Below are 25595 nucleotides of genomic sequence, written 5' to 3' on the forward strand. Positions count from 1 at the left end.
GCCTACGAGGCCGCGCTGCCGCCCGGTTCGAGCGCCTCGCCCATCTCCAGCGGATGAGCCATGGTCTCGTGCAGAGCCTCGCGATCGAGCTCGCCTTCGGAGATGCTGATGACGACGCAGGCGATACCGTTGCCGATCAGGTTGGTCAGCGCGCGGCACTCGCTCATGAACTTGTCGATCCCGACCAGGATCGCGATCGACTGGATCGGGATGTCGGGAACGATCGAGAGCGTCGCGGCAAGCGTGATGAACCCGGCGCCGGTCACGCCCGAGGCGCCCTTCGAGGTGATCATGGCGATGCCGAGAATGCCGAGCTCCTGCCAGATCGTCAGATGGGTGTTGGTCGCCTGCGCCAGGAACAGCGTCGCCAGCGTCATGTAGATGTTGGTGCCGTCGAGGTTGAAGCTGTAGCCGGTCGGAATGACGAGGCCGACCACCGAGCGCGAGGCGCCGAGATGCTCCATCTTCTGGATCATCTGCGGCAGCACCGTTTCCGACGAGGAGGTGCCGAGCACGATCAAGAGTTCGTCCTTGATGTAGGCGATGAAGCGCAGGATCGAGAAGCCGGAGAGCCGCGCGATCGAGCCCAGCACGATCAACACGAACAGGATGCTGGTGAGATAGAACGTGCCGATCAGGGCCGCGAGGTTGAGCAGCGAGCCGAGGCCGTAGGCGCCGACGGTGAACGCCATCGCGCCGAACGCGCCGATCGGCGCGACGCGCACGATGATGCGGATGATGCCGAAGAACATTTTCGCGGCCTTGTCGATCGCCTCCGCGATCGGCTCGCCGGCCTTGCCGAGGAAGGCGATGGCGAAGCCCGACAGGATCGAGATCAGCAGCACCTGAAGCAGGTCGCCGCGCGCGATCGCGCCCACATAGCTGTCGGGAATGATCGCCATCAGATGGGCGACGATACCCTCTTCCTTGGCCTTGGTGACGTAGGTCGCCACCGATTTCGGGTCGATCGTGGCGGGATCGATGTTGAAGCCGTGCCCGGGCTGGAGAATCTCGCCGACCAGCAGGCCGATGGCGAGCGCGACGGTCGAGACCGTCTCGAAATAGATCAGCGACTTCAGCCCGACCCGGCCGACGCGCTTGAGGTCGCCCATCGAGGAAATGCCGTGCACCACGGTGCAGAAGATCACAGGCGCGATCATCATCTTGATCAGCGCGATGAAGCCGTCGCCGAGCGGCTTCAGCTCCTTGCCGAGATCAGGATAGAAATAGCCGATGAGCACCCCGAGTGCGATCGCGATCAGGACCTGGATGTAGAGGATCTTGTACCAGGGTTGATGCCGGCGATGGACGGCTGGCTGGATCGCGACTTGTGTCATAGTGTGTGCCCCGGAACGCATTGATTTTTGATTCTGCATGATCTGGATTTTGCAAGCTTTGAATCTTGCATGACTCGCATCATGTGATGGTCGCCGCAGAAGCGACAATCACATTTTTGTCGGATCGCACGAAGATCGGTCGCTGCACCGCAACGGGGGGAATATGACAACCACGATGGGCTCGGACGAGCAGCCGCAGAGCTATTTTCCGCGCTGGAAATTCAAGGCCTCGGGCGTGATCATGCCGGAGGAACGGCTGTCATGGGGCCAGACCGTCGTCTCCGGTCTCCAGCATTGCGTAGCGATGTCGGGCTCGACGATCATCGCGCCGTTGCTGATGGGGTTCGATCCCAATGTTGCGGTCCTGTTCTCCGGCATCGGCACGCTGATCTTCTTCGTCATCGTCGCCGGGCGCGTGCCGAGCTATCTCGGCTCGAGCTTCGCGTTCATCGCCGTCGTCATCGCCGCCACCGGCTATGCCGGGCAGGGGCCGAATCCAAATCTCTCCGTCGCGCTCGGCGGCATCGTTGGCGCCGGCGTGCTCTACGGCGTGATCGCGCTGATCGTGATGTGGTCCGGCGTTGGCTGGGTCGAGCGCCTGATGCCGCCGGCCGTCACCGGGGCCGTGGTCGCCGCGATCGGCCTCAATCTCGCGCCCGTGGCGGTCAAGGCGGTGAGCGTCAACGCGTTCGACACCTGGATCGGGCTCGCGACGGTTCTGATCATCGGCGTGGTGGCCGTTGCCGCTCCAGGCCTGTGGCGCCGCCTGCCGATCATCCTCGGTGCGATCGGCGGATATCTCCTGTACCTGCTGTTCGCAAACGGCCTCGGCTTCGGCAAGCCGATCGACTTCGCGCAGCTCGCGGCCGCGCCGTGGTTGGGCATGCCAAGCTTTACCACGCCGACCTTCCAGGCCGATGCAATCTTTCTGATCGCGCCGGTTGCGGTCATCCTCGTCGCCGAGAACCTCGGTCACATCAAGGCCGTCGGCGCGATGACGGGCCGGAGCCTCGATGGCTATCTCGGCCGCGCCCTGTTCGCCGACAGCCTCGCGACCATCGTGGCGGCCTGCGGCGGCGGCACCGGCGTCACCACCTATGCCGAGAACATCGGCGTCATGGCGGCGACGAAGGTCTATTCGACACTGTTGTTTGCATTCGCGGCCACGGTCTCGATCCTGCTCGGCTTCTCGCCGAAGTTCGGCGCACTGATCCTGTCGATTCCCGGCCCCGTCATCGGCGGCCTCTCGATCGTGCTGTTCGGATTGATCGCCGCGATGGCCGGACGGATCTGGGTCGAGAACAAGGTGGATTTCGCCAATCCTGCGAACCTGATCACCGTCGCCGTGGCGCTGACCGCGGGCGCCGGCGACCTCACGTTCAAATTCGGCGCGTTTACGATCGGCGGGATCGGCACGGCGACCTTCGGCGCCATCATTCTCTACCAGATCCTGACCTCGCCGCTCGCGCGCCGCGCCGGGTGAATCCCTGCGATGCGCAAGCGGGATGGAACAAAACGCCGGTTCCGTCCATGATGAAGCATCCCCGGAGAAAGTTCATGCCGCAGACCGATCGCTCGACCCCGTTTTCCTCCCGCCTCGTCGGCCAATACGCGCTGGTGACCGGTGCCTCGCAAGGCATCGGCCGCGCCATCGCCATTCGGCTCGCGCAGGAGGGCGCGACCGTCGCCATCAACTATGTCGATCACCCCGAGAGGGCCGAGGAGACGCTCGCGCTCGCAAGGACAGGATCGGCTGACCGCGGCCACGGCAAGCTCGATCATGTCGTCGTCAGGGCCGATGTCAGCAATGAGCAGGAAGTCGCCGCGATGTTCGAGACAGTGCTTTCGCGCTGGAAGCGGCTCGACTGCCTCGTCAACAATGCCGGCTTCCAGCGGGAGTCGCCGAGCGAGGAGCTCGACATCGACACCTACCGCCGCATCATCGACGTCAATCTCAACGGCGCCGTGCTCTGCGCGCAGAAGGCGCTCGCGCACTTCGTCGCGCGCGGCGGAGGCGGCAGCATTATCAATTGCTCCAGCGTCCACCAGATCATTCCGAAGCCCGGCTATCTCGCTTACTCGATCAGCAAGGGCGGCATCGCCAATCTGACACGCACGCTGGCGCTGGAATTCGCCGGCCGCGGCATTCGCGTCAATGCGGTCGGCCCCGGTGCGATCGACACGCCGATCAACGCGGCCTGGACGGGTGATCCCGCCAAGCGCGGCGTCGTCACCAGCCACATTCCGCTGGGACGGGTCGGCACCCCGGAAGAGATCGCCGCCGTGTTCGCCTTCCTCGCCTCGGATGACGCCAGTTACATTACGGGCCAGACCATTTACGCCTGCGGAGGCCTGACGCTGTTCCCCGAGTTTCGCGAGAACTGGGCGAGCTAGAAACGTGGATTCACGACCGAAACCACGAACTCATCATCCCATGCCGAACGCTTCAAAAATCTGCTGCGAGCAGGTCGTAGGAGCCCCGGCTGCCGCGGACATACTTCCTGGCCGCAGCCGCACATATCAAGTCGCGGTTGGAATCGAACGCGATCAGAAATCCCGATTCGCTGGAACGGGTGCCCGGTTGAATCCGCTTCAATGCGTCTTCGTCGATGAAGAACGAGGCCTCGATGGCGCTGTCGTGTCCCCAGAACCGCACGGCATGCCGCGTCCGATCATACGAGCGGCTGTGATTTGGAAAGTCGATCATGGTTCAGGCCGATCAGGTTGCAGGTGCCGCGCGCCGGCCTTTTCGCCGTTTGAGTCGGAGCTCGCCGGGTGGCCGACGCTCGACCCGCGTACGTCAGGAACACGGACGTTCCGTCCAGACGAAGACGCGCCGGTTGCGCCTCTCTCAAATGAAGATTTGGCAACAGGGCAGCAATCCGATTCAATGCCGATCGCGACAAATAGTTTCTTGATAAGCCTCGCTATTCGGCGAAGGGATCACTAGATACAGTTTATCACCGCGCGCCCCTCGGCTGTCATCGGTGACTGAGAGCATTGCGCTCCCGCCAGAACCAACAGGCGGTCAGTATGTCGGATTCCCCTAGATTCAGCCTTCGCGAGTGGCTCGTACCTCCGGTCTTGCTACCGGTTTTCTTCGTGGTGTTGATCGCCGCAGCGATGCTCATACAATGGTAGCCGGTCTTGGCGTGCCTTCGCCATCGGCTCAAGCGAGCAGCTCGTCAGAATCGATCCCGGCCTCTTTGGCTTGCGAGTTGAGCGCCAGGGCGATCAACGCCCTCGACCTTGCCCGCAAGATGCCGTCGGGAGACAAGCGCACGGTGGCAATGCGCCGGGCAGCGATTCTCGGAAATGCCGCTGAAATCCTCACGTATTTCTCGGCGGCGAAGGATCGCTGTTGAAGGAGCCCGCATGTTTAAATTTCTGCAGTATCGTGCAAAAGCGGCCGCGTATGGCGAACTGGCGAGGAATTCGCCCGGCAAAGCCGATACGCGCAAATTCGAACAACTGCAGGATAGCCACACATCGCGCGCGGACAACGAGCAGATGCTCGCGGACCAATACGTGGATGCAGTCAATGCCGGGGGGACGGAGCGACTGCGCGGCGCAGCCCTCGCGGCGGAGGAAGAGCGCGTTTTGCGCTGTCTCGGTGCGGCCGTCATCATGCAATGGAATTCATTGCCGACGACGCTCCAGCGGGAGATCTTCGATACCGCCGGATCGGTTGGGACATTGCTGGATACGGCGGCGCTCCGTGGGCAGATTGCCCGGTTTCTTCACAAGCATAGGCACGACGCCGATCCCGCCAAGATCTGACATGTTCAGGGGCTGAGCGAGAGGCGCGGTTCGCGAAGCATATGGACGCAAACAACAGGAGGATCCAGATGGCACTGACAAAATTCCGTATCGATGAACAGCCGCATGCCATGGACGGTCTGCGGCTTCTTGCCCAGGAAGGCACGAGAGAAGTCGAGGCGTTCGTCAGTCGCAAGGTGATGGACGTTTGGGCCGAATCGATCGAGCACAGTGGCGGACGTCAGAGTTTGTTCCGGAAGCAATACAGCGCGCTTGGGAAACGGAACTTTGCCGCGCTTGAGCGCATCGTGAGCGCCAAATACCAGCGGGGCACCGCGTTCAACCGTCAGCATCCGTTTGTCGAGGTGTTGTTCTCGGACATCGCGGAAAGCGGGGAGACTTTGAATCTCAGCGAACTGGTGCGCGAGCCGTTGCCGCCGGCATTTCACCGGCGCGCCTGATCCGATTGGAACGCCGCCCGGTAGCGGTCACTGGTTTGCCAATGTGCCCCGTCATGAAGATGGGAGGCGTGGAGGCTCTGGCCGACCTGCTCGGGCTGACGCAGGCCAAAAACTGATCGCCGGCTTCGAGCTGCTGGCGCGGGAGTGATCTGGCAAAACGACACGGCGTGAACTACATCTGCGCCATGGCAAACCCTCCACAGGCAAACCGTTCGCTCGAAGATTTCGTCGGCCGGCACGAACGTTTGTTCGTGCTGACCGGCGCCGGCTGCAGCACCAATTCGGGCATTCCCGATTATCGCGACAGCCACGGCAACTGGAAGCGGACCCAGCCGGTCAATTTTCAGGCCTTCATGTCGGAAGAGCCTACGCGTCAGCGCTATTGGGCGCGCAGCCTGATCGGCTGGCGGCGGTTCGGCCAGGCGAGGCCGAACGATGCGCATCATGCGCTCGCCCGTCTCGAGGCGAGCGGGCGCTGCGAGATGCTGCTGACCCAGAACGTCGACCGGTTGCATCAATCCGCCGGCCACCGGCAGGTGATCGACCTGCATGGCCGGCTCGATCTGGTGCGCTGCATGGGCTGCGGAGCGAAGACCCCGCGCAACGAATTCCAGGATAGGCTCGGCCGTGCCAATGCGGAATGGCTGACGCTCGACGCCGCCGATGCGCCTGATGGTGACGCCGATCTCGAGCATGCGGATTTTTCCTCGTTCAAGGTGCCCGCCTGCGAAGCCTGCGGCGGCATCCTCAAGCCCGACGTCGTGTTCTTCGGCGAGAACGTCCCGCGCGATGTGGTCGCCACCGCGCAGGATCATCTGGCGCAGGCCGACGCCATGCTGATCGTCGGCTCCTCGCTGATGGTCTATTCCGGATTCCGCTTCGTGCAGGCTGCCGCGAACCGGCAGATCCCGATCGCCGCGGTCAATCTCGGACGCACCCGCGCCGACGATCTCCTCACGCTCAAGGTCGAGGAGCGCTGCGAGGCGGCGCTTGCATTCCTGCTCTGAGCGCGTGGGCCGCACCCTTCTACCGCATAGGTGCCACGCAAAACGGCTCGGACGCTTCACCCCGGGCGTTGTCGCTGGTATGAAAATTGCTGCGGTTTTCGCACAGTTTGTCGATCAGCACGGAGAATTTGGAATGCTTGAGGGAGCCGAGGTGCGGCTTGCCGTTGATATCGGTGGCACGTTCACCGACATCGTGCTGGACGTGGGGCAGGATCGCAAGACGCGCAAGGTGCTGACGACGCCGCAGCGGCCCGAGCAGGCGGTGCTGGATGGCATGCGTCTCATTCTCACTGACGCGCGCGCGCATATGAGCGACATCGACGTCTTCATTCACGGCACGACGCTCGCGACCAATGCGATCATCGAGCGCCGCGGCGCCAAGACCGCGCTGATTGCGACCGACGGCTTTCGCGACGTGCTCGATATCGGCACCGAGAGCCGCTATGACCAGTACGATCTCAGCATCGACAAGCCGAGGCCGCTGGCGCCGCGGTCGCTCCGCTTCACCGTGCCGGAGCGGATCGACGCACACGGCGCCGTTCGCCTCCCGCTGGACGAGGCGGCAGTGCGTGCACTCGCGCCAAAATTGCGCGCGCTGAACGTCGAGAGCGTTGCGATCGCCTTCCTGCACTCCTACGCCAATCCCGAGCACGAGCGCCGCACGGCCGCGATCCTCAGCGAGGAGATGCCCGGCATCTCCGTGACCGTGTCCTCTGCGGTGTGTCCGGAGATCCGCGAATACGAGCGCACGTCGACCGCGGTCGCCAACGCCTATGTGCAACCCCTGATCGACGGCTATCTCGCCCGCATGGCGGATGCCTTGCAGGTCGAGCAGTTCCGCGGCGCGATCTATCTCGTCACCTCCGGCGGCGGCGTCACCTCGATCGAGACGGCGCGGCGCTTTCCGGTGCGCCTCGTCGAATCCGGTCCCGCCGGCGGCGCGATCTTCGCGGCGCAGATCGCAGCGCGGCTCGGCGAGAGCAAGGTGCTGTCCTTCGACATGGGCGGCACGACCGCAAAAATCTGCCTGATCGAAAAATACCAGCCCGAGACCTCGCGCGTGTTCGAGGTCGATCGCGCGGCACGCTTCCTGAAGGGCTCCGGCCTGCCGGTGCGCATCCCCGTGATCGAGATGGTCGAGATCGGCGCCGGCGGCGGCTCGATCGCGCATGTCGATGCGATGAAGCGCGTCACCGTCGGTCCCGAGAGCGCCTCGTCGGAGCCGGGACCTGCCTGCTACGGCCGCGGCGGCCAGCGTCCGGCCGTGACGGACGCGGACGTTGCGCTCGGTATGATCGATCCTGATGCCTTTGCGGGTGGCACGATCAAGCTCAGCCCGGAGCTTTCGAAGGCGGCGCTGTTGCGCGCCGTCGGCGAGCCGCTCGGCCTGTCGGCGGAAACTGCGGCTTATGCCGTGCACGAGGTCGTCTGCGAGAACATGGCGAGCGCGGCGCGCGTGCATGCGGTCGAGCGCGGCGAGATCGTCGGCCAGCACACGCTGATCGCCTTCGGTGGCGCCGCGCCGCTGCATGCGGCGCGTGTCGCCGAGAAGATCGGCGTCTCGCGGGTCATCGTGCCCTCGAATGCCGGCGTCGGCTCGGCCGTCGGCTTCCTGGCTGCTCCCATTGCCTATGAGCTGGTGCGCAGCCGCCATGTCCGCCTTGATGATTTCGACACGGAGGGGGTCTCGGAGCTGCTCCAGGAGATGGTGACTGAAGCGCGCGCGCTGGTGGAGCCGGGCGCGGCCGGTGCGCCGGTGCGCGAACGCCGCGCGGCCTTCATGCGCTATGTCGGACAGGGCCACGAGATCTCGGTCGAGCTGCCGAACCGGCGGCTGACATCGGCCGATCTCGCCGGCCTGCGCCAGAAGTTCGAGGCCGACTATTCGGCGATGTTCGAGCGGCCGATCCCGGGCGCCGCGATCGAGGTCCTGAGCTGGTCGGTGCTCGCGACCACCGATGCGCACAATCCTTCCGTCGTCGCTTCCGTTGCGCGCAAGCCCGCCGGCAAGGCCTCGGGCAGCCGCAAATTCTTCGACGGACGCGCGGGGGAAGTGATCGAGATCCCGCTCTATCGCCGCGAGGACATGGCACCGGGCGCGACCATTGCGGGTCCCGCCGTGATCGCCGAGGACGAAACGTCCACCTTCGTCTCCAACAGTTTTGACGCCCATATCGACGGTGCCGGCAGCATCGTCATGGAACGAAAGGCGGCCTGACCATGAGCAAGGCAAATGGCGCGAGCCTGATCGACCTCCAGATCATGTGGCACCGGCTGATCGCTGTGGTCGAGGAGCAGGCGCAGGTGCTGCTCCGCACCGCCTTCAGCCCGATCGTGCGCGAATGCGGCGACCTCTCTGCCGGCGTGTTCGACCTCAGGGGACGGATGCTGGCGCAGGCGGTGACCGGCACGCCCGGCCACGTCAACTCGATGGCGGAATCGGTCAAGCACTTCATTGCGCATTTCCCGATCGAGACGATGGAGGAAGGCGACGCCTACATCACCAACGATCCCTGGATGGGCACAGGTCATCTCAACGACTTCGTCGTCACCACGCCCTGCTTCAAGGACGGCAAGCCGGTCGCGCTGTTTTCCTGCACCAGCCACCTCATGGACATCGGCGGCATCGGCTTCGGCCCTGATGCCACCGACGTGTTCATGGAGGGGCTCTACATCCCCACGCTCAAGCTGATCGACCAGGGCGTCGTCAACGAGACGCTGATGGCGATGATCCGCACCAACACGCGGCTCCCGATCGATACCGAGGGCGACACCTATTCCCTGGCCGGGTGCAACGACGTCGGCTGCGAACGTCTGGTCGAGATGATGACCGAGTTCGAGATCGACACGCTCGACGAGCTCGGCGACTATATCTGCGATCGCTCGCGTGAGGCCGTGCTGGCCGAGATCGCAAAGCTGCCGAAGGGCAGCTGGCGCAACAGCATGGTCGTGGATGGTTACGATGCGCCGGTGACGCTCGCCGCGACGCTGACGATCTCCGAGACGGGCATCCATGTCGATTTCGACGGCACCTCGGCCGCTTCGAAGTTCGGCATCAACGTGCCCCTGTCCTACACCACGGCCTACACCGTGTTCGGCCTCGGCTGCGTCGTCGCCTCGCAGATCCCGAACAATGCCGGCTCGCTCTCGCCGCTGACGGTGTCGGCTCCCGCGGGCGCGATCCTGAATGCGCCGAAGCCGGCGCCCGTGGCGTCGCGTCATATCGTCGGACAGATGCTGCCGGACGTGGTGTTCGGCTGCCTGCGCCAGATCATTCCGGAGCGCGTGCCGGCGGAAGGCACCTCCTGCCTGTGGAATCTCAACGTCCGCGGACAGACCCGCTCAGGTGCCGGCGGCAATTACGGGTTCTCGATGGCGGTGACTTCGAATGGCGGTACCGGCGCGCGCTTTGCGAAGGACGGGCTGTCGGCCACCGCCTATCCGAGTGGTGTGCGCGGCACGCCGGTCGAGATCGCGGAGACGCAGACGCCGCTGATCTTCTGGCGCAAGGAGCTGCGCCCGGATTCCGGCGGGGCAGGGCGCACCCGCGGCGGCCTCGGCCAGATCATCGAGGTCGGCAGCGGCATCGATGCGCCCTTCGACATCCTCGCTGCATTCGATCGCATCGATCATCCGCCGCGCGGTCGCGACGGCGGCAAGAACGGCGAGGCCGGCTATGTCGGATTGAAGTCCGGCCAGAAGATGCGTGGCAAGGGCTTTCAGACCATTCCACCGGATGACCGGCTGCTGGTGATGACCCCGGGCGGCGCCGGTATCGGCGACCCCAAGGAGCGCGATCGTGCAGCGATCAAGGATGACGTTGAGAGCGGTCTCGTGTCGGCTGACAACGCTGTTGCCGTTTATGGGTAGCTAACGCTCCGGCAACGACTGCGGCGATTACCCGCCGCAGTCGTTCGGCGCCGGCTTCCCGGTAAAGCGGTCGGTCATCCAGTTCACAGCGGCCATCGTGCTCGCCTGCGCGGCGCGGCCGTGTCCGATGTTGGGAAGGGTGACCATTTTCACGGGGCTGCCCGCCTTGCACAGCCGGCCCATATAGGCGCGCGTCACCGCGGGCCGGATGATCTGGTCGACAGTCCCTTGAGCGAGGAACACTGGCATGCCGGCGGGCAACGTGGCGGCGCTGTTCTTCTCCAGCAGCGAGCGCCAGGGCTCGCGCTTGGTCGGATCCGGCACGGTCAGAAAATATTTCTGGAGCGGCCGCTCGGTCCGCTGCCGGATGAAGATATCGAAGGGACCTTCGATGCATTCGCGCGCCAGCCGGTCGATCGCCGGAAGTGCGCGCGGATCGACGACACCGTCGAGCGCGGCGTCGTAGACGCGATGCCATGACCACAGCGTCATCGCTGTGATGTTCTTGCCGCCGACTGAGTTGATGTCGTCGCTCATCAGCGTGGCGAGATCCGTCGCGGGCGCCGCAGCGGCAACGCCGAGCAGATGGAGATCGGGCGCATAGGTCGGCGCCAGCTGCCCGGCAAACAGCACAGCCTGTCCGCCCTGCGAGTGTCCCCACAAGGCAAAATTCTTGGCCCCGCCGGCGCCCGGCAGATCGCGCGCGACGCGCACGATGTCGAGCACGGCGCGGCCCTCGCTCTCGCCGACGAGATAAGGATGCGGACCCGGCGTGCCGAGCCCGGGATAGTCGGTCGCCGCGACGATGTAGCCACGCGCCACCATCGAGCGCAGTCCCTGGATCTGCTGGAACAGGAAGATCGCGAGCGACGGCGCGCAGCGCGGCACGATGCCCGAGGTCGGATGCGCCCAGGCGACGATCGAGCGGCCGCCCGGTGGCGGCGGTCCTTGCGGCACGATGACGACGCCCGAGACGAGAATGGGCTCGCCCTTCAATCCGGTCGAGCGATAGAGCACGCGAAAGGCCGATGCGCCGAGCGGCGCGCCATCCATTGGCTCTTGCCGCACCAGACTGCCAGGCGGTCCGTCCGCAAGCGATGCCGGTGCGTCGTAAAATGCCGATTGCGCGTGGGCAGTCACGATGCCGGCGGCGAACATGACGAGTGCGGCCATCAGAGCGCGGGCGGCGACAAGCATTTGCGATCCGCTCCAGCGCACGATCACATCCCGTACAGGATTTTCAGCTCGCCGCTCGCGCGCAACGCGAGTGTGATCCCGTCGGCAAGCAGCAAGGCCTTGTCGAACTGCACCGAGGAGAGCTTGCCTTCCATACGGAAGCCGTCCTTGAGCGGACGCGTCAGCCGCTGGTTCGCCGCCATCAGCAGGTTCTGGTAGGAGACGCCATAGTCAATGTTCACGGCCTGCTTCAATTGCGCGACGATCGACTGCAAGCCGGGGTTTGCCTCTCCGTCCTGCGCGGCGAGATCGAGATCGGCAAGCGCGACGCTCTTGCTGGTATCGTCCACCTTCAGTGCGCCGGAGAGATAGCTCCATTGGCCTGCATTGGGGTCGCTGTCCGACGTCTTCGCAAGACGCAGGCCGATCACAAGCTTGCCCGCCGACGGATAGACCTGAACCTCGCGCAACGCGCTGTCTTGCGCCGGCAGCGCGGCGATCGCCTGGCTGATCTTGTCCTTGATCGCGTCATAGCCGAGCCGGACCGGAAGGATGACGTCGAACGTTCCCGGCGTGGTCACGTCGGTGCCAAGCGGCGGCAGCGATGTCGGGGTGACGCTCGTACCCTGCTGCCCAATCGACGTCACGGCGCTGCCGGAGAGTTCGAGCGAGCCGGACAACACCTTGTCGTTGGCCCGCACGCCGGCAAATGCGGCAGCTTGCGGCGTCACTTGCAGCCACACCGGCGGCTCGTCGGCGAGCTTCATCGGTTCGAACGCATGCGTCCAGGCAGCGGCCGCCTTGTCGCGCAGATTGAGTTTCCTTGCTGCGGCCAGGGCACGTGATCGCACGCGCGCGAGCTGCGTGCGGATGCGCGGCTCGACGTAGGGCGCAAGATCGACCTCGCGGCCGAGCACATGCAAATAAGGTGCTTCGCTCCAGTGGAAGGAGTCGCTGAAATTCAGGTCGAGCGACCAGTCCTTGCGCAGCGCGGGCCGTGCCTCGGCCTCGATCGTCGCGCGCGCTTCGGTCTGGCCGCGGATGCGCGCGGTGAAGCGGTTGGCGCCCTGGCCTTCGGCCGCGCCGTAGATCGAGACTGCACCATAGACTCGGTCGCCGCGGCCATAGAGCGAGACGCCGCTGGTGCGATTGACGAAGCCAAACACGTCGCAATTGGCGTTGACACGGAACATCAGTACGCGGCGGTGCACGCAGTTGACGCGCTCGTCGATGGTGGCAAGCCGCTTGGGGATATCCTGCTCGATCGCCTTGGCGAGCGCGGGAAGACCGAACTCGATGGTTGCGGACACTCGCGAGGTCGCGGCGAGCGGCGCCGGCGGATCGGGAGCGAGCGGCGGCTTGTCGGCGGCGTGCGCGACTTGCGCGAGTGCGGTGAGGGCGAGCGCAACAAGCCCGGCACGTTTCGTCGAACGAACAATTCGCAAAGAAACGGGCATTCTTCTTATTCCAGCTTGGCCCTGCTTCGCGCCCAGGCCGCCGGCCGCGGGGCCATTCGGTCTTCAGAGCAAAATCGCGGTAGGAGAGGGCGGTCGGTGGATCAATTATTGCTTGTATTCAATGGTCGCGTATCGCGGCACTTGTATGGCGCGGCGTCGCGCTTTGAGCAAGGCTTTGTATATCGCTCCGGCATGATGGCCGTTCTTGAATTGCTCAAAAGAGATTGACGCCGCCCCCGTCCAAATGATCACGCGATGAAGCTTCTCCGTGGGCGCTGCGATTTTTGAGTCCGAGATCTGCGGCCAAGACGAAACGGTCAGCGCAGCTGACGTTTCGAATTCGTGCTGCGCGTTAAATTCGCGCCGCTCGCGCATTCCATCTTTGCGCCCTCCCTCATCCGGCGTACTCTGTGAGAGCGAGCAGGAGTGCAACAGCAACCAGTCCAGGAAACGTAGCTCCTTTTGGCGATGTCCGCCGAGAGAGATCGAGAGCTGTTGGCAGCTCATATGCGATGGAGAAGAACCGACACTTAGCGAGCTGCAAACATCCCTCGCAGCGTCTGCGAGACACGAGTTCAACAAAACACAAAAGCGGGAGGAACGGATGAAGAAGCGTTGGTGTAATTCTGGTCTACCTCTTGTTGTCGGCGCGACACTTGCGGCGTCGGCGGCGTTGGCCCAATCCGTGGATACTGCCCGGATCGAGAACGCCGGTCAGAACGATTGGCTCACCTATCATGGTTCATACAAATCCCATCACTACAGCCCGCTCGCGCAGATCAATGCGAGCAACATCGGCAATCTGGGCGTAGCCTGGACGCACATTCCCGGACGATCGACGCGCGGCCTGCAGTCAATGCCGCTCGTGGCCGACGGCGTGCTCTATTATTCGGGTTCGTACAGCCGGGTCTTTGCGCTGAACGGCGCGACCGGCGAGGTCATCTGGTCGTTCTTTCCGGAACTCGATGAGGCGCTCATCAGCCGACAGACCCACTCGCCCTACAACCGCGGTGTAGCCCTTGGTGAAGGCAAGGTCTTCGTCGGTACGATGGATGGTCGTTTGTTCGGGCTCGATGCGAAGTCGGGAAAGGTTCTCTGGGAAACCAGGCTGATCGACTCGCAGAAGCTCACGGTCGGCTTCACCGGCGCGCCGCTTTACGCGAAGGGAAGCGTCATCATCGGCTCGCAGGGGGGTGAATGGCCAGGTCGCGGCCCGATCTTCGCCGTCGATGCCACCACCGGCAAGAAGAAGTGGGAGTTTCTGACGGTCGCGGGCACCGACGAGGCCATGAAGACCTGGGGCAACGATTCCTGGCGCACGGGCGGTGGCGGCGGCTGGATGCCGGGCACCTACGACTCCGAGACCAACTCCGTCCTGTGGGGCACCGCGAACCCGGCGCCGCTCTACGATTGGTCGGGCGCTGATTACAAGACGCAAGGTGCGCGTCCCGGCGACAATCTCTATACGAGTTCGGTCATCGCTCTCGATATCGATACCGGAAAGCTGAAATCCTACCATCAGGAACTGCCTCACGACGCCTGGGACTTCGACAGCGCCGTCGGCGAGTTCGTGATGCTTGAGCGCGATGGCCAGAAATACGTGGTTCATCCGAACAAGGGCGGCTTCGTCTTCGTCTACGACCGTAATCTTGGCGTGAAGAACGTCTGGCGGCTGGTTGAGAACATCAACTTCGTCAAGGATATCGATCCCAAGACGGGCGCGCTGATCGGCCGTCGCGATTTCCCTGTCGGGAAAGTCACTGAAGTACCGCTGTGTCCCTTCATTGGCGGCGGCATCAGCTGGAATGCCGGCTCGTACAACCCGAAGACCGGTCTTTATTACAAGATCGGCCAGGAATGGTGCATGACGCTGGATATTCAGAAGACGACGCCGGTCACCGCGCCCCAGGTCCAGCTCAACATCGGCGCCGACTTCAAGATGGTGCCGCCTCCGAGCGGCGAGATCTACGGACATCTCGACGCGCGCGACCCGATAACGGGCGCGAAAAAATGGGAGGTTCGCTTTCCCGAGCCGCCGCTTGGGAGCGTTTTGTCGACCGGGGGTAATCTTGTGTTCGTACCCGACTCCCGTGGCATCCTTCACGCCTACGATGCCGAAACCGGGGCCGAGTTGTGGAAGCACAACAACGGCACCGGCCACCAGGGCGGTATCGTCAGCTACTCCGTCGGCGGCAAGCAATATATCGCCGTGGCGGCCGGCTTCGGCGGCATGCTGGCGGACGAATATGCGCCAAACTTCGGCGGCGTCTACAAGAGCATGCCACGTGACGACGGCGCCCTCGTCGTCTTCAGCTTGAAATAGTCTGTCTCAAACGATCTGCCGAGGAGCGGGTGGCAAACCCGCTCCTCGGTCGATTGCAGCGGCGGGCGTGATTCAGGAATGGAGCGGACGTGTTGAAACTGCATTTGAAGTCGCTTCCGGCGGTGCTGGGCGCTTCGTTGCTGTGCGTTGTGGTGGCTCGAGCTCAATCTGCCACGCCGGCGCCGGACAACGGGTCACTGGACGTCGAGCAGTTGTTCGCAGGCACCTGCGGCTTTTGCCACTCCGACGGCGGCCGAGCTGCTGGCAGGGGACCGCAACTGATGAATTCGCAACGAGACGACGAATTTCTGCACAACCGTATCAAGATCGGCAAGCAAGGTGCGATGCCGGCATTCGGCGAGAGCTTCAGTGACGCGCAGATCGACCAGATCGTCAAATATATCCGCGCCTTGAAGCCGCGCGAGGGCTGACCCGCCGGGACCTGATCCATCCAGATGAGACGCGGCATGAAGGCAATTGTCCTGATTATCGTCGGTGCCGCCATCGGGCTGTCCGGACCGGCGCAGGCGCGAACCCTGGAGGCGATCCGCGCGAGTGGCGCGCTCGGACTCTGCGCGCATCCCAACTCGCTTCCTTTTGCGCGCAAGGGCGGCGATCCATCCGGCTTTCAGGTCGAGTTGGGACAGGTGCTGGCACGCGAGCTCGGTGTCTCGCTACGGCTCGACTGGATCATCACGCAGTACCAAATGCGCAGCGCCAATTGTGACATTCTTCTGGATGTCATCGCCGATCGCGAAGCGCAAGGCGAGACCCGCTTGAGGATCTCGAAACCGTACTATCGCACGGGCGTCGCGCTCGCGGTGCCGTCATCCAGCGCGCTCACATCGTTCAAGAGCCTCGGCGAGCATACCAAGGTGGGGGTGCAGGTCGGCTCTGTCGCCGCCATGATCATCGGTCAGCGGCACGTGCCCATATCGATCTTCGGCTTCGAGACCGACAGCCTCGACGCCGTATCAAACAAGGAGATCGATGCGGCTGCGGTCACGCCCACCGCGGCGGGCTACTTCAATCTGACGCATCCTGACAAGGCACTCCGGATTCTGGATCGCGACGAGGGCGTGGCCGATCTCAACTGGAATGTCGCCGTCGGCATGGTCCGCCCGGATGATGCGTTGCGCGAGGCGATCGACGGAGCGCTGGAACGGCTGCGCAACGACGGCACGATCGATCGGATCTACGGTCGCTATGGGATCGTGCTGCAAGCGCCGAGGTAGCTGAATTGCCGAACGAACGACGCCGTCCCGGTTTGGCCAGGACGACGTCGTTATGAATATCTCGCTTTGGCTTAGGCCGCCGCTTTCTTCCGCGCCTGCTCGGCCTTGTACAGCTCGAACTCTTCGGCGATCGCCTTCGCGACCGACGGCCGCTGGCGCAGGCGGTCGTGGTACGCCTTCACGTTCGGCCATTTGGCGAGCTCGATCGGCGGGGTCGCCATGGTCCAGTTGATGACCGTGACGAGATAGGCATCCGCCACGCTGAAATGGTCGAGCAGGAAGTCGCGCCCCTTCAGGTAGTTCTCGAGATAGTCGAGCCGCGACAGGTTCTTCTCCAGCGCATAGGCCTTGGTTTCCTGCGGCGCCTTGCGGTCGAGCAGGGGGATGAACAGGCCCTTGTGCAGCTCGGTGCCGATGAAGCAGAGCCATTGATGCAGCCGGGTGCGATCGATACCCTGGGCCGCACCGAGGCCGGATTGCGGGAACCGATCCGCGACATATTGCAGGATCGCGGCGTTCTCGGTCAGCACCACGCCCTCGTCGGTGCGCAGCGTTGGCACGAGCCCGATCGGGTTGACCGTGCGGAAGTCGGTGCCGTCGTTCAGCACTGTCTTGGTCGGCGGATCGACTTCGAGATAATTCGCTTCGGCGCCGGCTTCATACAGCGCGACGCGGGTCGCCATCGAACAGGCGAGCGGCGAGAAATAAAGATCCATCTTGGGCCTCCTTGGGCAATTCCTCTTTGGGTGTCGCTCAACCTGGCCAGATTGATTTTTGTACCATCTTGTATAATATCGCGGCGGTCAAGGATTAATTTGCGAAATGGTACAAAAATCGAAGCCGCCAGCTGCCGCCAATGAACCGAAGCGGCGTGGCCGTCCGCGCGCCTACGAGCCCGACGTCGCGCTCGGCAAGGCGCTCGACCTGTTCCGCCGGCAGGGTTTTGCGGCGACGTCACTGGACGATCTCAGCGAAGCGACCGGCATGAACCGGCCGAGCCTCTACGGCGCCTTCGGCGACAAGCGCGAGCTCTACATCAAGAGTTACCAGCGCTACCGCGAGGACGCGCGCGCCTCGATGGTCGAGATCTTTCGCCAGGAGATGCCGGTGCGCCAGCGGCTCGAGCGCATCTTCGCGTCCGCGCTGAACATCTATCTCTCCGGCGAGACCGGTCCGCGCGGCTGCTTCACGGTGGTGACCGCGGCGTCCGAAGCCGTCGGCGATCCCGAGATCCGTGCCATGGTTCTGGATGGACTGACCGAGCTCGACAAGGCCTTTGCCAGTTGCTTCCGCCGCGCCAAGGAGAAGGGCGAGCTGCCCGCGAGCGCCGACCCGGCCGTGCTGGCGCAGCTCGCCTCCGCAACCGTGCATTCGATCGCCATCCGCTCCCGCGCCCGCGTGTCGCGCAAAGAGCTCGAGGCGATCGTGAAGGGTGCGATTGACGTGATGGTGGGGGCCAAAAGTTAGGCCGTCGTCCCGGGGCGCGCGCAGCGCGAGCCCGGGACCCATAACCACAGGGAGTGGTTTGGCGACGACTGGTCGTTCGGTACTGCGACCATCCGCAACGATAAATCACGCGGTATGGGTCCCCGCGTACGCGGGGACGACAGCGAGAGTGGGGCGCGTGCGTGCCTCTCTCAGTCTGCCGAAGCGTCTAATATCCCCGTGCCCGGTCCACCACGTTCTCCAGCGCCCCGCCGGCCTCGAACTTTGCGATTTGCTCGGCGACATAGGCCGAGATTGCATCCGCGTCGGTGTCGGCCGCGTTGTGCGGGGTCAGCAGCACCTTGGGGTGGGTCCAGAACCGGCTGTCGGCAGGCTGCGGCTCCTGCACGAAAACGTCGAGCGAGGCCGCGCCAAGCGTGCCGTCGTCGAGGCAGGCCAGGATGTCGGCCTCGTTCTGCAAGCCGCCGCGACCCGCATTGATCAGCACGGGCGCGCCGAGCGGGCTGTTGCGGTTGAGCTTGGTGAAGACGTCGCGGTTGAGGATGCCGTGCGTATCCGGCGTCAGCGGCAACAGTGAGACCAGGATGTCGGTCTTGCGCAGGAACGCATCGATCTGTGCGGCGCCATGGAAGCATTCGACGCCCTCGATCGTGCGCGGGCTGCGGCTCCAGCCGGTAACGCGGAAGCCGAGCCGGCGCAGCACGTCGGCGGCATCCGCCCCCAGCGTGCCAAGCCCCATCACGCCGACGGTGACGGCGCTCGCCGGCCACTGATATTGCGGCTCCCAGCGTTTTGCGCGCTGCGAGTCTCGCAAGTACAGCTCCTGGCGGTGGTGCATCAGCACGTGCAGCACGACATATTCGGTCATGCGATTGGTGAGATCAGGCACGGCGACGCGCACCAGCGGCACGTCGGGCAGGCTCTTGTCGGCCATCAGCGCGTCGACGCCCGCGCCCAGGTTGAAGATCGCACGCAGGTTCGGAAAAGAGCCGAGGTCGCCCGGCACCGGCTTCCATACCGCGGCATAGTGCACCTCGGCCGGATTGAGATCGGAATCCGGCAGCAGAACCACACGGCGACCGCCGCAGACCGCGTCGAACCGGGCCTTCCAGCGCTCAGGCAGCCAGTTCTGCTGCGTGCTGTTGATCAGGACGGCCAGTGTGCCCATGCTCATTCGAAGTGCCTCGTCGGTTCCGTTTTGAAAACCCTCCTTGGCACGATCCGACGGATTTTTCTCGCAAATTTTTTCCGCAGCCCTGTCGGGGCGGGGCATATTGGATCGTCTTAAAAACAAGCGTTCAGGAAGGTGCTGCCCATGCTTTATGCGATCCTCTGCTATCACGACGAGGACTTCGTCGGCTCCTGGAGCAAGGACCAGGACGAGGCCGTGATGAAGAAGCTCGCCGTGGTGCAGGACAAGCTCACACAGCAGGGCCGGCTCGGTCCGGTGGCGCGGTTGCTGCCGACCACGGCCGCGGCGACGCTGCGCAAGGAAGACCCGCCGCTGGTGCTCGACGGCCCCTATGCGGAGACCAAGGAGCAATTGCTCGGCTTCTACATCGTGGATTGCAAGAACCTCGACGAAGCCCTCGACGTCGCGCGCGACCTCGTGGCGGCCAATCCCGGCGGCGCCTATGAGGTGCGCCCCGTCGGCGTATTCCGGCCCGGAGGAATTTCGACGTGAGCGAGGCCGACACCGCCTGGATCGAGACCGCGCTGACCTCGGCGCGACCCCAGGCGGTCGGCGCGCTGCTGCGCTATTTCCGCGATCTCGACACCGCCGAAGAGGCCTTCCAGAACGCCTGCCTGCGCGCGCTCAAGACCTGGCCGCAGAACGGGCCGCCGCGCGATCCTGCGGCCTGGCTGATCATGGTCGGCCGCAACGTCGCCATCGACGAGGTCCGTCGCGCCCGCAAACAGCAGCCGCTGCCCGAGGACGACCAGGCCATCTCCGATCTCGACGACGCCGAGGGCGCGCTCGCCGAGCGGCTCGACGGCTCGCACTACCGCGACGACATTTTGCGGCTGATGTTCATCTGCTGCCATCCGCAGCTGCCGGCGACCCAGCAGATCGCGCTGGCGCTGCGCATCGTCTCCGGCCTCACCGTGAAGCAGATCGCGCGCGCCTTCCTGGTCTCGGAAGCGGCGATGGAGCAGCGCATCACCCGTGCCAAGGCGAAGGTCGCCGAGGCCGGGGCGCCGTTCGAAACGCCTGGCGCGGTCGAACGCTCCGAGCGGCTCGCCGGCGTTGCCGCAATGATCTACCTGATCTTCAACGAAGGCTATTCGGCCAGCGGCGACACTGTGGAGATCCGAAAGCCGCTGTGCGAGGAAGCGATCCGGCTGGCGCGGTTGCTGCTGCGGCTGTTCCAGAGCGAGCCGGAGATCATGGGGCTCGCAGCGCTGCTGCTGTTGCAGCATGCGCGCAGCGCCGCGCGCTTTGCCGCGGACGGCGCGGTGATCCTGCTCGACGACCAGGATCGTACGCTGTGGAACGGCAACATGATCGCGGAAGGCCTGGCGCTGATCGACAAGGCGATGCGCCATCGCCGCAGTGGTCCCTATCAGGTCCAGGCCGCGATCGCCGCGCTGCATGCGCGCGCGTCGACGCCCGAGGAAACCGACTGGACGCAGATCGACCTGCTCTACGGCGCGCTCGAACTGATGCAGCCTTCGCCGGTGGTGACGCTCAACCGGGCGGTTGCGGTCTCCAAGGTGCGCGGGCCGCAAGCGGCGCTCGAGCTGATCGAGCCGCTGGCGCCGAAACTCACCAACTACTTTCATTTCCACGGCGTGCGTGGTGCCTTCCTGATGCAGCTCGGCCGTAACGACGAAGCCCGCATCGCCTTCGACCACGCCATCGCACTCGCCAATACTTCGGCGGAAGCCGCCCATATCCGCATGCACATTGATCGCCTGATCCGGGACAGCCAGCCGAAGGGCGCCAATGGCGGCGCCAGGCAGGGCGCAAAGGCAAAGTGACGGCCAAAAATTTCGTCCCGCCGATTGTCGGCTCCCGCCGTTCCCCTTCGTCTTAATTCCATATCCAGGGAGCCACTCATGCTGAAAGCCATTGCCATCATCGCCGTCGTCCTCGCCGTCGGCATAGCCGCGGTCCTCGTCTTCGCATTGACAAAACCCGATACGTTCCGTGTCGAGCGCTCGCTCGCCGTGAAGGCGCCGGCCGATGCGATTTATCCGCACGTTGCCGATTTCCATTTCTGGATGAGCTGGTCGCCCTATGAGGATCGCGACCCCGGCATGAAGCGGACCTTCGGCAGAACCGCGTCAGGCAAGGGCGCGACCTATGCCTGGGATGGCAACAATAATGTCGGCGCCGGGCATATGGAGATCCTCGAGGCGAGCACGCCGTCGAAGCTTCGGATCAAGCTCGATTTCGAGCGCCCGTTCGAAGGCCACAATACCGCCGAGTTCACCTTTGTGCCGCAAGGCGATGCCACATTGGTCACATGGGCGATGTACGGTCCGGCGCCGTTCATGTCCAAGGTGATGCAGGTGTTCATCAACATGGACAACATGATCGGCAAGGACTTCGAGGCCGGCCTCGCCAGCCTGAAGAAGCTCACCGAGAAGTAACGAGGCTAGCTGCCCCAAGGAGCAGCCAAGGAGCAGCCAGGAAATCGCCAAGAAACTGCGAGGAACTGCCAAGGAATCGCCAAGAAAACGAAGAGGAGAGAAACGATGATCAATGCCTATCTGTTCTATCAGGACACCTGCGAAGCGGCGTTCAACTTCTACGCCAAGGTTTTGGGCGGCAAGATCGACGCCATGATGCGCTCATCGGAAGCGCCGCCGGACATGCCCGCCGCGCCCGGCCGCGAGAAGATGATCATGCATGCGCGGATGTCGTTGCCCGACGGCAGCGTGCTGATGGCCTCCGACGCGCCACCCGAGCATTTTCAGAAAGCCCAGGGCTTTTCGATCTCGCTCACGGTCACGGACCCCGCGGATGGTGAGCGCAAGTTCAACGCGCTCGCCGACGGCGGCACCGTCACCATGCCCTTCAGCAAGACGTTCTGGGCCAAGGGCTTTGGCATGTGCGTCGACAAGTTCGGCATTCCCTGGATGGTGAACTGCCCGGCCGAGGGCATGTGACGGGCGCGTCGGCCTGACACGCCAAGCCGCGATCCCACTCCCGTTGTTACGGGAGTGGGTCACTCATGCCGTCGTCATGTCACACGGCTGATCGCCGCGTGCTCGTTCACCGGAGCGATCCGGTCGCGTCATCGCTTGGCGGCGGCGATTCAACGCAGCGAGGGCAGATCACGAGTTTCGTGCCAAGCTGCCTGTCGTTCTCCGCCTCGATTTCGTCATGGACCACCCACCACGCCTCGGAGAACGGGCGCAACGTGCCGAGCACTCTTTCCCGCTCCTGATTGGGATTGTCCTGCGCAGGCGCCGGGTTCGCGGCGCGCCGCTTTGTGACAGAGGAGCGGTGAGGGGCCTGGTTCGGATCCCGGCCGAGGCCGTCCCATGCGATCGGTCGGCGCTCCTGCGCCGGCGCCGCCGCGCATCCGAGGAGCGCTGCGCAAAAAGTGAGCAAGACGAAGCCGTGACGCAGCATGCCGGACCCTTGGTGCGGTACGCGACACGCAAACTCCGCATGCGGAGCCTTGCGTCGCGCCGGTTAAATGGAACCTAAGGGAAACGACGTGGCCGCCATGGCCCAATATGGAATCGTGCTGTCGCATCACATTGCGAGAGCAGTGAGGCCGCTTCGTGAAATCATGCGGATCGCATCGCACAACAACTGGCGAAATATTAGGCTGTAAACTCCACGACAGAATCGCTAATAATTTCTTCATAAATTCTACAAACTGGGGTGGGCGTAACTTGGGAAGGGAGCGACCGATGGCAGCGGCGCTACAAATCAATTTTGCACTTTGGGGCATGCTCATCTGCGCGACCTTGGAATTGGCGCAGACCATCCAGAGGCTCTACTAGGCCCGACGAAATGCGTGACCGGCGCAATTTCGCCGTCGCGCTTGCCTGCTAGCTCACCAGCAACGCGATGAGCGTGAAGCTGACGCTCGCGATCACGATCATCGAGAGGATGTAGTTGCGCGGCCGCGCCGTTCGCGCACGCGGCGGTCTCCGCCGCTGCAGTGGCTCGCTCGCCTGCCATGCGAGCTCCGACGGCGCGAGCGCAGCCTCTGCGCCCGAGCCGATATATTTCACATAGAGCTCGAGCAGCCGCAGCTCGGACGGCAGGTCCATCAGACCCTCGCGGTGGCGCCGCGACAGCAATTCGAATTCGACGGTTTCCTGGGAGCTCAACTGGCCAAGGACAATGCGTCCTTGGTCCGACAGGCGGTAGTGAAAATCGATGGGCTGCACGGCCTGCGACCGGTTTGAAAATGTGTAATCTTGAAAAAGCGGAACCATCCTAGTCTGTGACCATTGCTGAGATTATGACGGCCCTGCAGCCATCGTGACCCGAGCGGCCTCAATCTGGACGGGGACCATCATAGACGGTCGGGAAAGGCCGCAAACCGCGTAAATTGGGCAGGCATTGCCAAGCGGTTGAGCGGATTTCGTGTCCGGATCGTCGGAATTTTGCAAAACTGCCTAATCGCCGGACAGCGGCGGATGCAACCGGTCACATCGCTGGCGGCCGCCTGTTGCTCAGCGGCAGCGCGGATAGATCGCCGCAAGGTCGCGGCCCTTCAGCAAAAGCAATCTGGACGAGAGGCCACCGTGCCGGCTGATCCAGTCGCGCACCGGGCCGGGATAGGCCTGCAGCACCGCGTCGGAGGCTTCGGGCTCGGCATAAAAACGCCCGCGCCGGTCGACCGAACGCGCCGCGTGGAAGCCGAGTACCGCGCGTTTGGTGACGCAGATGCGCTCGCCCGGCACGATGCTGAGCACCAGCGTGCAGGCGGACAGGCACGGACCGTCGATCACCACGCGCTCGCCGCTCTCGCGCACCTGCTCGAACAGGTCGAGGAACGGCCCGACCTGTCCGCCCGGCGACTGGATGATGCGGATTTCGGCCATGGCGGGGGTAGTGGTAAAGAGCGCAGATGCGAGCATCCAGGCACCCACAAAGAACATGCGTCGCATGGAGCACTCCACTAACTCGATCCCGTAGGGTGGGCAAAGCGTAGCGTGCCCACCAATGGCATCGCAAATCTGGAGGGAAGGTGGGCGCGGCGCTTGCGCGCCTTTGCCCACCCTACGACGTTCACCCGTTCCGCCGTTCGCCGCGCAGCGTCGGCAGGCCGATGCCAGCCGCATCGAAGCCGCCATCGACGGCCAAAATTTGGCCGGTGATGTAGCTCGATCGTTCCGAGCACAGGAAATAGATCGCTTCGGCGAGTTCCTCCTCCAGGCCGTAGCGGTTGAGCGGAATGGCGTCGTGATAGTCGGCGCGGATCTCCCTGCTGTGCACCTGCTTCGCCATCGCGGTGTCGACCGGCCCCGGCGCGACTGCGTTGACGCGGATGTTGAGCGAGGCGAGCTCGACCGCGAGCTGCTTGGTCAGGTGCGCAAGGCCCGCCTTGCTGGTGCCATAGGCCGAACGCAGGGTCGAGGCGCGCACCGCCGAGATCGAGGTGACGTTGACGATGGCGCCGCCGCCTTGCTCGCGCATCAGCGGCGCGGCCGCCTTGGTGCACAGGAACGGGCCGGTGAGATTGACCGCCATGATCCTGTTCCAGTCGGCGTCGCTGGTCTCCAGCACTGGCGCGAACACGGCGACGCCGGCGTTGTTGACGAGAGCATCGAGCCGACCGAAGCGGCTCATGACCGCCGCCATTGCAGCTCCTACGGCGGTTGCGTCGGACACGTCGCAGGTGATTGCCAGTGTGTTATCGGGATTCTTCAGGGCCGCCGTCGCGCCCGCCTGCAGCTCCCCCTCGATATCGAGCAGCGCGACGCGCCACCCTTCGGCCAGGAATTTCTTGGCCGTCGCCAGCCCGATGCCTCGCGCGGCTCCGGTGACGAGGGCGACGTTTTGTGGGGCCTGCGGCATTTGCTAATCTGTCCTGTGTTCGAAAGGGGGCGCGCACGAGCGCCGGCTCCTTTTACTTCGCTTTCGTCCCGGCAAGAAGGGCTCCAGGCCATGCTCATCGATCCCAGCACGATCCCGCTCGAGGAATGGCGGCCAGGTGTGAAGACCCGCATGGTCACATCCGCGCGCAACGGCGCGACCGCGCTCTGCATCTTCGAGCAATGGGTCGATCCCGGCGCCGGCGCGCCGACGCACAGCCACACGGTCGAGGAGGTGCTGACCGTGCGGGCGGGCGAGGCGGAGATGTGGATCGAAGCCCGGCGGATCACGGTGACGGCCGGACAGGTGCTGCTGGTTCCCGCCGGCCGCAAGCACGGTTTCCGTAATTCGGGAGCGACCATGCTGCATGTGCATGCGGTGTTGGCCTCGCCGGTCTTCGAGATGCTGCCGGAAGGGGCGAGTGAAGCGACGCGACGCTGGGAGCGGTAGGATAAGAGCGTCGGTCTCTCTCTCTCTCTCTCCGTCACCCCTGAGGTGGCCGCTTCTTCAGC

General features: G+C 64.1%; 28 protein-coding genes. 18 read left to right on the forward strand and 10 right to left on the reverse strand.

Translation table 11 applies throughout. The features are described from left to right. Positions 1-2 precede the first annotated feature (2 nt). On the reverse strand, positions 3-1337 hold the full coding sequence (locus tag ACVJ5M_RS09360) for a dicarboxylate/amino acid:cation symporter (protein ID WP_071909716.1): 1335 nt from the start codon (positions 1335-1337) through the stop codon (positions 3-5). A gap of 163 nt (positions 1338-1500) precedes the next feature. On the opposite strand from ACVJ5M_RS09360, the gene ACVJ5M_RS09365 reads away from it, so the two are divergent. After that, positions 1501-2820 (forward strand): solute carrier family 23 protein, encoded by a 1320-nt coding sequence (locus ACVJ5M_RS09365; protein ID WP_063981066.1) that lies wholly within the window; start codon positions 1501-1503, stop codon positions 2818-2820. Positions 2821-2894: 74 nt separating this feature from the next. Continuing rightward, positions 2895-3731, forward strand: coding sequence for an SDR family oxidoreductase (locus tag ACVJ5M_RS09370; RefSeq protein ID WP_063986088.1), 837 nt, complete (start codon positions 2895-2897; stop codon positions 3729-3731). Between the two features lie 52 nt (positions 3732-3783). On the opposite strand, the gene ACVJ5M_RS09375 is transcribed toward ACVJ5M_RS09370, so the two are convergent. Next, complete coding sequence (locus ACVJ5M_RS09375; protein ID WP_063981067.1) at positions 3784-4044, reverse strand: DUF1488 family protein; 261 nt, start codon at positions 4042-4044, stop codon at positions 3784-3786. 427 nt (positions 4045-4471) lie between these two features. On the opposite strand from ACVJ5M_RS09375, the gene ACVJ5M_RS09380 reads away from it, so the two are divergent. The 6 genes from ACVJ5M_RS09380 to ACVJ5M_RS09405 all read left to right on the forward strand — a co-directional run bounded on the left by ACVJ5M_RS09380 (position 4472) and on the right by ACVJ5M_RS09405 (position 10434). Continuing rightward, positions 4472-4702, forward strand: coding sequence for a hypothetical protein (locus tag ACVJ5M_RS09380; RefSeq protein WP_084794963.1), 231 nt, complete (start codon positions 4472-4474; stop codon positions 4700-4702). Between the two features lie 10 nt (positions 4703-4712). Next, the gene (locus tag ACVJ5M_RS09385) at positions 4713-5117 is read left to right on the forward strand and encodes a hypothetical protein (RefSeq protein WP_063981068.1); all 405 of its coding nucleotides are present in this window, start codon (positions 4713-4715) and stop codon (positions 5115-5117) included. A 68-nt stretch (positions 5118-5185) separates the two neighbouring features. Next, the gene (locus ACVJ5M_RS09390; RefSeq protein ID WP_187387922.1) at positions 5186-5557 is read left to right on the forward strand and encodes a signal transduction histidine kinase; all 372 of its coding nucleotides are present in this window, start codon (positions 5186-5188) and stop codon (positions 5555-5557) included. Between the two features lie 185 nt (positions 5558-5742). Then, positions 5743-6564, forward strand: a complete 822-nt coding sequence (locus ACVJ5M_RS09395; RefSeq protein ID WP_028151461.1) for an NAD-dependent protein deacetylase — start codon at positions 5743-5745, stop codon at positions 6562-6564. A 133-nt stretch (positions 6565-6697) separates the two neighbouring features. Beyond that, positions 6698-8782 carry a hydantoinase/oxoprolinase family protein gene (locus tag ACVJ5M_RS09400; RefSeq protein ID WP_063981070.1) on the forward strand — a complete coding sequence of 695 codons (2085 nt, stop codon included), beginning with the start codon at positions 6698-6700 and terminating at the stop codon, positions 8780-8782. Positions 8783-8784: 2 nt separating this feature from the next. Beyond that, positions 8785-10434, forward strand: a complete 1650-nt coding sequence (locus ACVJ5M_RS09405; protein ID WP_354099850.1) for a hydantoinase B/oxoprolinase family protein — start codon at positions 8785-8787, stop codon at positions 10432-10434. Positions 10435-10461: 27 nt separating this feature from the next. Here ACVJ5M_RS09405 and ACVJ5M_RS09410 read toward each other — a convergent pair whose 3' ends face one another. Further along, positions 10462-11631, reverse strand: a complete 1170-nt coding sequence (locus ACVJ5M_RS09410; protein ID WP_063981072.1) for an alpha/beta fold hydrolase — start codon at positions 11629-11631, stop codon at positions 10462-10464. Positions 11632-11654: 23 nt separating this feature from the next. Then, on the reverse strand, positions 11655-13067 hold the full coding sequence (locus ACVJ5M_RS09415) for a DUF4403 family protein (RefSeq protein ID WP_063981073.1): 1413 nt from the start codon (positions 13065-13067) through the stop codon (positions 11655-11657). A 96-nt stretch (positions 13068-13163) separates the two neighbouring features. Between ACVJ5M_RS09415 and ACVJ5M_RS09420 the strand changes: the two genes are divergently transcribed. From ACVJ5M_RS09420 to ACVJ5M_RS09435, 4 genes are all read left to right on the forward strand, one after another. Continuing rightward, positions 13164-13295, forward strand: coding sequence for a hypothetical protein (locus ACVJ5M_RS09420; RefSeq protein WP_256376460.1), 132 nt, complete (start codon positions 13164-13166; stop codon positions 13293-13295). Positions 13296-13671: 376 nt separating this feature from the next. Then, complete coding sequence (locus ACVJ5M_RS09425) at positions 13672-15390, forward strand: pyrroloquinoline quinone-dependent dehydrogenase (protein ID WP_063981075.1); 1719 nt, start codon at positions 13672-13674, stop codon at positions 15388-15390. An 89-nt stretch (positions 15391-15479) separates the two neighbouring features. Continuing rightward, the gene (locus ACVJ5M_RS09430) at positions 15480-15821 is read left to right on the forward strand and encodes a c-type cytochrome (RefSeq protein WP_135214749.1); all 342 of its coding nucleotides are present in this window, start codon (positions 15480-15482) and stop codon (positions 15819-15821) included. Between the two features lie 36 nt (positions 15822-15857). Continuing rightward, the gene (locus tag ACVJ5M_RS09435; protein WP_063981076.1) at positions 15858-16625 is read left to right on the forward strand and encodes a substrate-binding periplasmic protein; all 768 of its coding nucleotides are present in this window, start codon (positions 15858-15860) and stop codon (positions 16623-16625) included. Positions 16626-16696: 71 nt separating this feature from the next. Here the strand turns inward: ACVJ5M_RS09435 and ACVJ5M_RS09440 are convergent, their stop codons facing one another. Beyond that, positions 16697-17341, reverse strand: coding sequence for a glutathione binding-like protein (locus ACVJ5M_RS09440; RefSeq protein ID WP_063981077.1), 645 nt, complete (start codon positions 17339-17341; stop codon positions 16697-16699). A gap of 106 nt (positions 17342-17447) precedes the next feature. Between ACVJ5M_RS09440 and ACVJ5M_RS09445 the strand changes: the two genes are divergently transcribed. After that, on the forward strand, positions 17448-18092 hold the full coding sequence (locus ACVJ5M_RS09445; protein ID WP_028151469.1) for a TetR/AcrR family transcriptional regulator: 645 nt from the start codon (positions 17448-17450) through the stop codon (positions 18090-18092). Between the two features lie 187 nt (positions 18093-18279). Here ACVJ5M_RS09445 and ACVJ5M_RS09450 read toward each other — a convergent pair whose 3' ends face one another. Further along, positions 18280-19245 (reverse strand): 2-hydroxyacid dehydrogenase, encoded by a 966-nt coding sequence (locus tag ACVJ5M_RS09450; RefSeq protein ID WP_063981078.1) that lies wholly within the window; start codon positions 19243-19245, stop codon positions 18280-18282. 141 nt (positions 19246-19386) lie between these two features. On the opposite strand from ACVJ5M_RS09450, the gene ACVJ5M_RS09455 reads away from it, so the two are divergent. From ACVJ5M_RS09455 to ACVJ5M_RS09470, 4 genes are all read left to right on the forward strand, one after another. Beyond that, entirely contained in the window at positions 19387-19755 is a 369-nt protein-coding gene (locus ACVJ5M_RS09455) for a YciI family protein (protein WP_354099851.1), read from the forward strand. Then, positions 19752-21053, forward strand: a complete 1302-nt coding sequence (locus ACVJ5M_RS09460) for an RNA polymerase sigma factor (protein ID WP_063981080.1) — start codon at positions 19752-19754, stop codon at positions 21051-21053. Before ACVJ5M_RS09455 ends, ACVJ5M_RS09460 begins: the two co-directional genes overlap by 4 nt. 78 nt (positions 21054-21131) lie before the next feature. After that, positions 21132-21668: an SRPBCC family protein gene (locus tag ACVJ5M_RS09465; protein WP_063981081.1), complete on the forward strand. Its 537-nt coding sequence runs from the start codon at positions 21132-21134 to the stop codon at positions 21666-21668. Positions 21669-21773: 105 nt separating this feature from the next. Then, positions 21774-22187 carry a VOC family protein gene (locus tag ACVJ5M_RS09470; RefSeq protein WP_063981082.1) on the forward strand — a complete coding sequence of 138 codons (414 nt, stop codon included), beginning with the start codon at positions 21774-21776 and terminating at the stop codon, positions 22185-22187. A 106-nt stretch (positions 22188-22293) separates the two neighbouring features. Here ACVJ5M_RS09470 and ACVJ5M_RS09475 read toward each other — a convergent pair whose 3' ends face one another. From ACVJ5M_RS09475 to ACVJ5M_RS09490, 4 genes are all read right to left on the reverse strand, one after another. Continuing rightward, the gene (locus ACVJ5M_RS09475; RefSeq protein WP_063981083.1) at positions 22294-22656 is read right to left on the reverse strand and encodes a hypothetical protein; all 363 of its coding nucleotides are present in this window, start codon (positions 22654-22656) and stop codon (positions 22294-22296) included. 428 nt (positions 22657-23084) lie between these two features. Further along, the gene (locus tag ACVJ5M_RS09480) at positions 23085-23429 is read right to left on the reverse strand and encodes a hypothetical protein (RefSeq protein ID WP_063986089.1); all 345 of its coding nucleotides are present in this window, start codon (positions 23427-23429) and stop codon (positions 23085-23087) included. 288 nt (positions 23430-23717) lie between these two features. Continuing rightward, positions 23718-24146: a hypothetical protein gene (locus ACVJ5M_RS09485; protein ID WP_371498094.1), complete on the reverse strand. Its 429-nt coding sequence runs from the start codon at positions 24144-24146 to the stop codon at positions 23718-23720. 130 nt (positions 24147-24276) lie between these two features. Then, positions 24277-25065 carry an SDR family NAD(P)-dependent oxidoreductase gene (locus ACVJ5M_RS09490; RefSeq protein WP_063981085.1) on the reverse strand — a complete coding sequence of 263 codons (789 nt, stop codon included), beginning with the start codon at positions 25063-25065 and terminating at the stop codon, positions 24277-24279. A 90-nt stretch (positions 25066-25155) separates the two neighbouring features. Between ACVJ5M_RS09490 and ACVJ5M_RS09495 the strand changes: the two genes are divergently transcribed. Further along, positions 25156-25533 carry a cupin domain-containing protein gene (locus ACVJ5M_RS09495; protein ID WP_063981086.1) on the forward strand — a complete coding sequence of 126 codons (378 nt, stop codon included), beginning with the start codon at positions 25156-25158 and terminating at the stop codon, positions 25531-25533. Positions 25534-25595 lie beyond the last annotated feature (62 nt).

The organism is Bradyrhizobium sp. S3.7.6, from assembly GCF_054061875.1.

What these genes read in the sequence shown, in the direction of transcription:
- ACVJ5M_RS09360 (WP_071909716.1), bottom strand. Translation starts at nt 1,337, where the DNA reads ATGACACAAGTCGCGATCCAGCCAGCCGTCCATCGCCGGCATCAACCC.
- ACVJ5M_RS09365 (WP_063981066.1), top strand. Translation starts at nt 1,501, where the DNA reads ATGACAACCACGATGGGCTCGGACGAGCAGCCGCAGAGCTATTTTCCG.
- ACVJ5M_RS09370 (WP_063986088.1), top strand. Translation starts at nt 2,895, where the DNA reads ATGCCGCAGACCGATCGCTCGACCCCGTTTTCCTCCCGCCTCGTCGGC.
- ACVJ5M_RS09375 (WP_063981067.1), bottom strand. Translation starts at nt 4,044, where the DNA reads ATGATCGACTTTCCAAATCACAGCCGCTCGTATGATCGGACGCGGCAT.
- ACVJ5M_RS09380 (WP_084794963.1), top strand. Translation starts at nt 4,472, where the DNA reads ATGGTAGCCGGTCTTGGCGTGCCTTCGCCATCGGCTCAAGCGAGCAGC.
- ACVJ5M_RS09385 (WP_063981068.1), top strand. Translation starts at nt 4,713, where the DNA reads ATGTTTAAATTTCTGCAGTATCGTGCAAAAGCGGCCGCGTATGGCGAA.
- ACVJ5M_RS09390 (WP_187387922.1), top strand. Translation starts at nt 5,186, where the DNA reads ATGGCACTGACAAAATTCCGTATCGATGAACAGCCGCATGCCATGGAC.
- ACVJ5M_RS09395 (WP_028151461.1), top strand. Translation starts at nt 5,743, where the DNA reads ATGGCAAACCCTCCACAGGCAAACCGTTCGCTCGAAGATTTCGTCGGC.
- ACVJ5M_RS09400 (WP_063981070.1), top strand. Translation starts at nt 6,698, where the DNA reads ATGCTTGAGGGAGCCGAGGTGCGGCTTGCCGTTGATATCGGTGGCACG.
- ACVJ5M_RS09405 (WP_354099850.1), top strand. Translation starts at nt 8,785, where the DNA reads ATGAGCAAGGCAAATGGCGCGAGCCTGATCGACCTCCAGATCATGTGG.
- ACVJ5M_RS09410 (WP_063981072.1), bottom strand. Translation starts at nt 11,631, where the DNA reads ATGCTTGTCGCCGCCCGCGCTCTGATGGCCGCACTCGTCATGTTCGCC.
- ACVJ5M_RS09415 (WP_063981073.1), bottom strand. Translation starts at nt 13,067, where the DNA reads ATGCCCGTTTCTTTGCGAATTGTTCGTTCGACGAAACGTGCCGGGCTT.
- ACVJ5M_RS09425 (WP_063981075.1), top strand. Translation starts at nt 13,672, where the DNA reads ATGAAGAAGCGTTGGTGTAATTCTGGTCTACCTCTTGTTGTCGGCGCG.
- ACVJ5M_RS09435 (WP_063981076.1), top strand. Translation starts at nt 15,858, where the DNA reads ATGAAGGCAATTGTCCTGATTATCGTCGGTGCCGCCATCGGGCTGTCC.
- ACVJ5M_RS09440 (WP_063981077.1), bottom strand. Translation starts at nt 17,341, where the DNA reads ATGGATCTTTATTTCTCGCCGCTCGCCTGTTCGATGGCGACCCGCGTC.
- ACVJ5M_RS09445 (WP_028151469.1), top strand. Translation starts at nt 17,448, where the DNA reads ATGGTACAAAAATCGAAGCCGCCAGCTGCCGCCAATGAACCGAAGCGG.
- ACVJ5M_RS09450 (WP_063981078.1), bottom strand. Translation starts at nt 19,245, where the DNA reads ATGAGCATGGGCACACTGGCCGTCCTGATCAACAGCACGCAGCAGAAC.
- ACVJ5M_RS09455 (WP_354099851.1), top strand. Translation starts at nt 19,387, where the DNA reads ATGCTTTATGCGATCCTCTGCTATCACGACGAGGACTTCGTCGGCTCC.
- ACVJ5M_RS09465 (WP_063981081.1), top strand. Translation starts at nt 21,132, where the DNA reads ATGCTGAAAGCCATTGCCATCATCGCCGTCGTCCTCGCCGTCGGCATA.
- ACVJ5M_RS09470 (WP_063981082.1), top strand. Translation starts at nt 21,774, where the DNA reads ATGATCAATGCCTATCTGTTCTATCAGGACACCTGCGAAGCGGCGTTC.
- ACVJ5M_RS09475 (WP_063981083.1), bottom strand. Translation starts at nt 22,656, where the DNA reads ATGCTGCGTCACGGCTTCGTCTTGCTCACTTTTTGCGCAGCGCTCCTC.
- ACVJ5M_RS09485 (WP_371498094.1), bottom strand. Translation starts at nt 24,146, where the DNA reads ATGTTCTTTGTGGGTGCCTGGATGCTCGCATCTGCGCTCTTTACCACT.
- ACVJ5M_RS09490 (WP_063981085.1), bottom strand. Translation starts at nt 25,065, where the DNA reads ATGCCGCAGGCCCCACAAAACGTCGCCCTCGTCACCGGAGCCGCGCGA.
- ACVJ5M_RS09495 (WP_063981086.1), top strand. Translation starts at nt 25,156, where the DNA reads ATGCTCATCGATCCCAGCACGATCCCGCTCGAGGAATGGCGGCCAGGT.